The sequence below is a fragment of the Amphritea sp. genome (assembly GCF_048266285.1).
In the GTDB taxonomy this organism is placed as follows: domain Bacteria; phylum Pseudomonadota; class Gammaproteobacteria; order Pseudomonadales; family Balneatricaceae; genus Amphritea.
In genome coordinates, this window is the sequence record NZ_JBLWZV010000026.1 from 43,729 (window position 1) to 51,240 (window position 7,512).

The 7,512-nt window shown below is 47.7% G+C and carries 5 protein-coding genes; all 5 read left to right on the plus strand.

Annotation, left to right across the window (positions count from 1 at the left end; genetic code table 11):
* Positions 1 to 157 precede the first annotated feature (157 nt).
* The 5 genes from ACN0T0_RS18445 (at position 158) to ACN0T0_RS18465 (ending at position 7,282) form a co-directional block, all read left to right on the plus strand.
* Positions 158 to 1,795: an electron transfer flavoprotein-ubiquinone oxidoreductase gene (locus ACN0T0_RS18445; RefSeq protein WP_417228210.1), complete on the plus strand. Its 1,638-nt coding sequence runs from the start codon at positions 158 to 160 to the stop codon at positions 1,793 to 1,795.
* Positions 1,796 to 1,941: 146 nt separating this feature from the next.
* Positions 1,942 to 3,747 (plus strand): acyl-CoA synthetase, encoded by a 1,806-nt coding sequence (locus tag ACN0T0_RS18450; RefSeq protein ID WP_417228206.1) that lies wholly within the window; start codon positions 1,942 to 1,944, stop codon positions 3,745 to 3,747.
* 483 nt (positions 3,748 to 4,230) lie between these two features.
* Complete coding sequence (locus ACN0T0_RS18455; RefSeq protein ID WP_417228207.1) at positions 4,231 to 5,283, plus strand: C4-dicarboxylate TRAP transporter substrate-binding protein; 1,053 nt, start codon at positions 4,231 to 4,233, stop codon at positions 5,281 to 5,283.
* Positions 5,284 to 5,407: 124 nt separating this feature from the next.
* On the plus strand, positions 5,408 to 5,938 hold the full coding sequence (locus tag ACN0T0_RS18460; RefSeq protein ID WP_417228208.1) for a TRAP transporter small permease: 531 nt from the start codon (positions 5,408 to 5,410) through the stop codon (positions 5,936 to 5,938).
* 3 nt (positions 5,939 to 5,941) lie between these two features.
* Positions 5,942 to 7,282 carry a TRAP transporter large permease gene (locus ACN0T0_RS18465; RefSeq protein ID WP_417228209.1) on the plus strand — a complete coding sequence of 447 codons (1,341 nt, stop codon included), beginning with the start codon at positions 5,942 to 5,944 and terminating at the stop codon, positions 7,280 to 7,282.
* Positions 7,283 to 7,512: the final 230 nt, after the last annotated feature.

Below are 7,512 nucleotides of genomic sequence, written 5' to 3' on the forward strand. Positions count from 1 at the left end.
GCTTCGCCTTAAGTTTTACTTAGGGCCTTTTTATAAAAGACGTTGAGTCATGAATGGTGTGTTGCCCTTATAGCGTGAGGGTCGCGATGTCATTGCACGCTTTAACGGCAGTAACGATCTAAATAATTATTTGGAGGCTATCGTGCAACGCGAAGCGATGGAATTTGATGTTGTCATTGTTGGAGCAGGCCCCGCCGGGCTCTCTGCTGCTTGTCGATTGATGCAGCAGGCTCAAGTCAATGGTCAGGAATTAATGGTCTGTGTCGTAGAGAAAGGTTCAGAGGTTGGCGCGCATATATTATCGGGTGCGGTGTTTGAGCCTCGTGCACTTAACGAACTCTTTCCTGATTGGGAAGAGCAGGGGCTGGCATTAGGCGACAAAGTTAGTGCCGATGAAATTTACCTGTTTAAAGATGAGCAGAAAGCCATCAAGATACCTAATTGCATGGTGCCAAGCACGATGCACAATGAAGGTAACTACGTTATTAGTTTGGGCAATCTGACGCGTTGGCTGGCCGAAAAAGCTGAATCATTAGGGGTTGAGATTTTCCCCGGTTTCGCCGCCGCTGAAATTCTTTATTGTGAAGATGGCGCAGTCAAAGGGATTGCTACCGGTGATATGGGGGTCGATGAAAATGGACAACCAAAAGATAGCTATATGCCGGGTATGGAACTACATGCCAAATACACTCTGTTTGCTGAAGGTTGCCGTGGTCATTTAGGCAAAGAGTTAATCAGCCGATTTAATCTTGATAGTGATAGCGATCCTCAGCACTATGGCCTAGGTATTAAGGAACTGTGGGATATCGACCCGGCAAAGCATAAGCCCGGTCTGGTTATTCATGGGGCCGGTTGGCCTTTAGGTAAAAATGCGGCGGGTGGATCATTCTTATACCACGCCGAGAATAATCAAGTCGTGCTGGGGTTAATCACCGATCTTAGTTATGAGAACCCTTATCTTAGCCCGTTCGATGAAATGCAGCGGATGAAGCACCAGTCGGTATTCAAGCAATATTTAGACGGTGGAAAGCGGGTGTCCTATGGCGCTCGTGCCATTGCTAAGGGTGGCCTTAATTCTTTACCGAAAATGAGCTTCGCTGGTGGCCTACTAATCGGCTGCGACGCGGGCACTTTGAATTTTGCCAAAATTAAAGGAAGTCATACGGCCATGAAGAGCGGTATGATCGCTGCCGATACATTAATAGGTGTCCTTGCGAGTGGCGATGCGGGCGGCAAGGATTTGACCCAATTCGGTGAAGACTTTAAGCGTAGCTGGCTAAATGAAGAGCTGCAGTGCTCACGTAATTTTGGCCCTGCGATGCATAAGTTTGGTATGGTCTTTGGCGGTGTGTTTAACTATTTGGATCAAAACTGTTTCAAAGGTAAGTTACCCTTTACCTTGCATGACCTTAAACCTGATTTTGCGCAGCTGAAGCCCGCGTCAGAATGCCACAAAATCGACTACCCAAAGCCTGATGGTGTGTTTAGCTTCGATAAATTGTCTTCTGTCTTTTTGTCGAATACCCATCATGCAGAAGATCAACCCTGTCACCTTAAACTTCAGGATGCCACGATTCCGTTGGCACATAACCTCGTGTTATTTGATGAGCCTGCACAGCGTTTCTGTCCGGCAGGTGTGTATGAAATAGTCGAGGATGAGCAGCACAACAAAGCGTTTCAGATAAACTCGCAAAACTGTGTTCATTGTAAGACCTGTGATATCAAAGACCCATCTCAGAATATTACCTGGGTGACACCCGAAGGCGCCGGCGGCCCAAATTATCCCAACATGTAGGCACCTTTTAATTGTACCTACTGGAGAGAAGTAAAATGCAGAAACAGACTACAACAATAAACAAACCTTTTACCCCTTCGTTTCCGATCAAATGTTTGGCCGATATTGAGCAACTGGAACAGATTCCGCTGGAGCAGGCATTGCCCGTGCGCAGCACCTATGAAATTATGCGAAATTCGGCGCACGCGTTTGGGGAGCGGAATGCACTCACTTTCCTGCGCACCACCAACCTATCTGAGGAGCCTATTCGTTGGACATACAACGAATTATTAGCGGGTATTAACCAGACGGCCAACCTTCTGCATGAGCTTGGGGTCAAACCGGATGATGCGGTGGCTGTGATGTTACCGGGCTGTTTAGAGTATCACCTCGCATTGTGGGGCGGTGAAGCGGCCGGGATTGTGCAGCCTCTGAATCCGCTGTTAAACGAAGAAAAGTTGATTTCGTTGATGAATGCGGGGCGTGCCAAGGTGTTGATTGCCTATGGTAATGATGATGACAGTGGTATTTGGTCGAAAGCGATGCGTATATGCAACCAAGTGCCCACATTGACCCATGTGCTACGTGTTGCCCCGTATGATGAAGCCGCGTTGCCGTCTGATCTACCCAACAATGTGATTGATTTTACCGCTGCTCGTGCTGAACAACCCACTGATCATCTTGTCAGCGGGCGTATTATTGAAGCAGATGAAATTGCCGCGTATTTTCATACCGGTGGTACAACCGGTGCGCCTAAGCTTGCACGCCATTCACATGGCGCGCAGGTTTTTACCGCCTGGGCCAGTGTTAAGTTTCAGGGTAGTACATCGCAAGATATCGTTATCAATGGTTTTCCGTTGTTTCATGTTGCGGGTGTTTTACCCGGTGCGCTAACAGCGCTTGCATGTGGCATGGAAACGATTATTCCAACCACAGCGCTGTATCGTAACCGTGATGTGATCACTGATTTTTGGCGCCTGGTGGAAGCCTATCGAGTCACGGTTTTATCTGCCGTGCCAACGGTGCTAGCGGGGCTGGCTAATGTGCCACTCGATGGGGCTGATATCTCATCGCTCAAATACTGTCGTACCGGTGCGGCGCCACTTTCTCCTGAGTTAACCGAACGCTTCGAGCGGTTATTTGGTCTGCATGCCCACGAGAGCTTGGGGATGACCGAGATGGCGGGTATTTCGGCAATTACTCCTCCCGGCGTTGTGGCGCCGACTGGTTGTGTTGGATTTAGACTGCCCTATGCACAGTTACGTATCGTGGCTCTGGATAGCGAAGGTGGTGCAAGTGACAACGATATGCCGTTGGGTGAGCAAGGTATGGTGTTATTTAAATCACCTAATCTATTCTCTGGTTTTCTTGATACACAGTCGACCGGTCACGCGTTTACCGATGATGGTTGGTTGGCGACCGGAGATCTGGGCTGGCTCGATGATCAAGGCCGACTACATTTGAGTGGCCGCTCTAAAGATTTAATCATTCGCAGTGGCCATAACATTGATCCGAAAGAGATTGAAGATGTGGTGTCTGCTCATCCTGCCGTTCAGTTTGCTGCCGCCGTCGGTGCGCCTGATGCGTATGCGGGTGAGCTGCCGGTGGTTTTCGTCACACTGATTGAAGGGGCCAGTGCGACTGAAGAGGAGTTGTTAGCATTCACTGCTGCGGGGGTTGATGAGCCACCGGCGAGACCGAAAAAATTGGTAGTGCTTGATGCAATGCCGATGACCAATGTTGGCAAAATTTACAAACCCCGTTTACGGGCGCTAGCGGCGGAAGCCGTGGTTCGTGACATGGTTGAAGTGATGTGTCTAGAGCATGGGCTAACGATGAGACCGAAGATTGAGATCGAGCAGGATCAGCGAGTGCTGGTGTTGCTGCATCATGTAGATCTTGAAGGGGTACGGCAGCGACTGCAAGAAGCGCTGGCACCGTTGCCCTTTATCACGCAATTAGTCAGTCACTGAGGCTAGATAACGCTATGACCAGCAGGGTGCTTATCATCAGCACTCTGCTGCGCTGACTGAGTCACGCGCATGCATATAGCGCATGGGACTACAGAATAAGGACGCCGTTAGATCGATACTGAATTAATAATTACGTCATGCTAAAAATCAGAACTAAATTCCGCTAAGTAAAATCATGTGTTTTTGTCATTTTCTCTTAATACGTGCTCTATCTGTGCCTGTAAAGGGAGAGATGATCATGAGCGCGAGCGGAAGTGAAAGCCGTTATTGCCCCTGTTTATGCCGTAATTACCGCTATGATCAAGATTTTTAACCCAAAAATAATATTGTATAGACCTTAGGCGTAAAGCGATTAAAGACGATTGTATAAATGAATACGATAGCCTTGATTTTTGCTTTTAATAGTGTAAATTGGTACTACGTTTCGCACAGCGAAAATAATCAAAACAAGCAAAGCTTAGACCGAACCGTAAGGAATTGAGAATGAATCTAATAAAAAAGATGGCACTTGTCAGCACGATGACGGCAGTGAGTTTAACCGCTGTGCCAGTATTCGCCTCTACCGTATTGACCTTTGGCGAACCAGGTCCAAACCGTGGCCAGCGGGCTGTGGATACTCAGTGGTTTGCAGACCAAGTTGAGTTGCGCTCGGGTGGCGATCTAAAAATTAATATCCAATGGGGCGGTGCACTTTTTAAGGCTAAAGCGGCGCGTCAATCAGTGGCCACCGGCGTTGCTGATATGGGTACTATTATTCAGGGTTACTTTCCAAGAGAGCTTGTCTCTTACAGCATCGGTGATATGCCTTTTGTTAACCAAGACGCTTGGGTTGGCACACGGGCATTGAATGAGCATATGCAAGATCCTGCCATTAAAGCCCAGTTGGCTGCGCAGAACCTCGCTTATGTTGCTCCGCACAGTGCCGGTAAGGTTGTTGTGGTATGTAAAGGCGACCCTATCCGCACGCTGGATGATATTAAAGATAAGAACATTCGTGGTATCTCCGCTTACGGTAAAGGTTTTGGTGATTTAGGTGCAAACCTCGTCAATATGAGTATCTACAAAGCTTACCAAGGGCTGGATACTGGACTGATTGACTGTACTCAAAGCTATTTGGCGCCTTCCGCTGCCCTCAAGCATTATGAAGTCAGCAGCAACGTGACCAAAGTAAACTGGGGACTGTTCGCGGGTCTGGGTATGTTCATCAATACAAACTCTTACGAGCGTCTAAGCGCAACGCAGAAACAGGTACTTGATGCGGTTGCTGCCGACTATGTCGATCACATTTCTAAAAGTGCTTTGGAAGGTGAAATTACCGGTGAGAAATCATTAAAAGATGCCGGTCTTAAATTTTACACCCTGTCTGCTGAAGATACAGAAAAGCTATCTAAAGTAGGCGAACCTTATATCGTTGAGTGGGCTAAGCGTGCGACGCAAAGCGGTTTAGATGGTGATGCTATGGTTAGCCGTTATAGAGGTTTGCTGGAAAAATACACTCAAGAGCTAAATGAAAAGGGCTATCCTTGGGCTCGCTAAGGTATTAATTCCTTGAGTTTTTTTGGGAGAACTAGGGATGGTTCTTGTTAACCAATGATGGTATTCAGGCGGAATACTGTTGGTCGTCAGGTTCATAGCTATTTGGATAGTAGAGGTAACTGTGATGCTTAAAAAATTAGAACTAGGCGCATTGGCCATTGCTGGGGCGTGTATTGTTGCCCTCGGTTTATTGATAACCACCACGGTTATCTTGCGGACGTTTTCTGGCGCAGGCGTTTCCGACGATGTGACCCTGGTTAGTGAGTTAATGGTCGGTGCTATCTTTTTGCCCCTAGCCTATGTGACCGCTAACTATAGTCACATCACGATTGATTTTCTTTTTAACTGGATGAATGAGCGTGTAAAGCTTTGGACTCTGGCTATTGGCTCTACCTTAAGTCTTGTTATTTTACTGCCGATGGCGGTAGCCGGGTGGAACGAGTTTGCACATGCCGTAGAAGCGGGCAGCTATTTTTGGGGTGATTTGGATTTACCAAAATGGCCGGGCCGATTTATCTTTTTCCTCGGCGCACTGTTGTTTGTTCTGCGCTTGAGTATCGTGTGTATCGCAGACCTTCGTGCGGCGATCCGAGCCGATGCCGATTATCTAGTGAAACGCACCGATGCTGTTCACGACACCATTGAAGAGAGCTGATTCATGGATCCATTAACGTTAGGTCTTATCGGATTCGGTTGTGCGCTAGTCATGCTGGCGATTCGGATTCCTATCGCCTTCACACTTGCAGGCGTTTCAACTGCTTTTGTTTTTATTATTTTTGCTACACGCTCCGGCGGCTTTGAAGTCGAACGCGCCATAGCACCAACCCTATCAATGGTGTTTGCTAATACCTTTGATCTGGTGCACTCCTATGATCTGAGTATGATTCCATTGTTTGTCTTATTAGGGCATGTGGCTTATCACACCGGAATGACAACCGATATTTATCATGCGGCTCGCATTTGGCTGATGAAAGTCCCTGGTGGTGTCGCCATGGCGTCGGTATTTGGTTGTGGTGGTTTTTCTGCGATCACCGGTTCGAGTATTGCTTGTGCATCCGCAATGGGTAAAATTTGTTGCCCTGAGATGCTGCGGGCGGGTTACGATCAACGTTTGGCGACCTCGACAGTTGCGGTTGGCGGAACCCTAGGTTCATTGATTCCGCCAAGTGTGCTTTTCATTATCTACGGTATCTTTACCGAAATGTCGATTAACCGTCTCTTCTTGGCCGGTGTTATTCCAGGATTACTTTCTCTGGCTGGCTTTTTGGTGGTTATCTATATTTGGGTTAAACGTAACCCTGAAGCGGCGCCTATTCCAGATGTGCAACTCGTCAAGGGTGATCGTCGTAAAGCGGCTATAAAATGTTGGCCCGCTCTGACTTTGTTTGGGATTATCATTGGCGGAATTTACGGCGGCATCTTTACCGCAACAGAAGCCGCCGCGATCAGTGCTTTTGTCGCCGTGCTGGTGGGTGTTTTACAAAAGAAACTGAATTGGAAACAGTTCGTTCAATCGGTAAAAGAAACCTGTACCCAGACTACCTCGATCTTTTTTATCGCCGCGGGTGCTAAAATCTTTGTCGGCTTTGTTGCCTTAACCGGCATGGCTCCTGCGCTGGTGGATATTGTAGAGTCTGCCGATGTGTCACTGTGGTTGTTGCTAGTCATGATCGCCGGTGTCTATCTGCTGTTAGGTATGTTCCTCGATCCACTGGGTATTTTAGTACTGACGCTACCGTTCTTAATCCCAATGGTAGAAGGTTATGGACTGGATCTCGTTTGGTTTGGTGTTGTCGTGATTAAACTGCTCGAAATCAGTTTGATAACACCGCCTGTGGGACTTAACGTGTTTGTGATCGCCAGTGTCACCACCCCGGCAGTGAAGGTGTATGACATCTTTATGGGTGTATTGCGCTTCTTGGTCATGGATATCATGGTCCTTATTGCGCTCATTGCGTTTCCTATATTGTCCTTGCTGCTGCCCACCACGATGTTCTAGTACATCGTTTTTTTTCATCTCCGCCCGTCTTTTGACATTGGGCATTCAGCGTCTCTTAATATGATTAAGAGGCGCTTTTTTTGGGAGGCTGACAGTGATAAAACCACGCTTCCCTGTAGCGAGCAGGTAAGCGTGGACTGCTCACACGTTGCCTGAAAATAAGTGAGATGCGAAGTTCCCATTTAAAAATAGATGGGAACGTAACATGCATAAATCCACACTACCGCCAC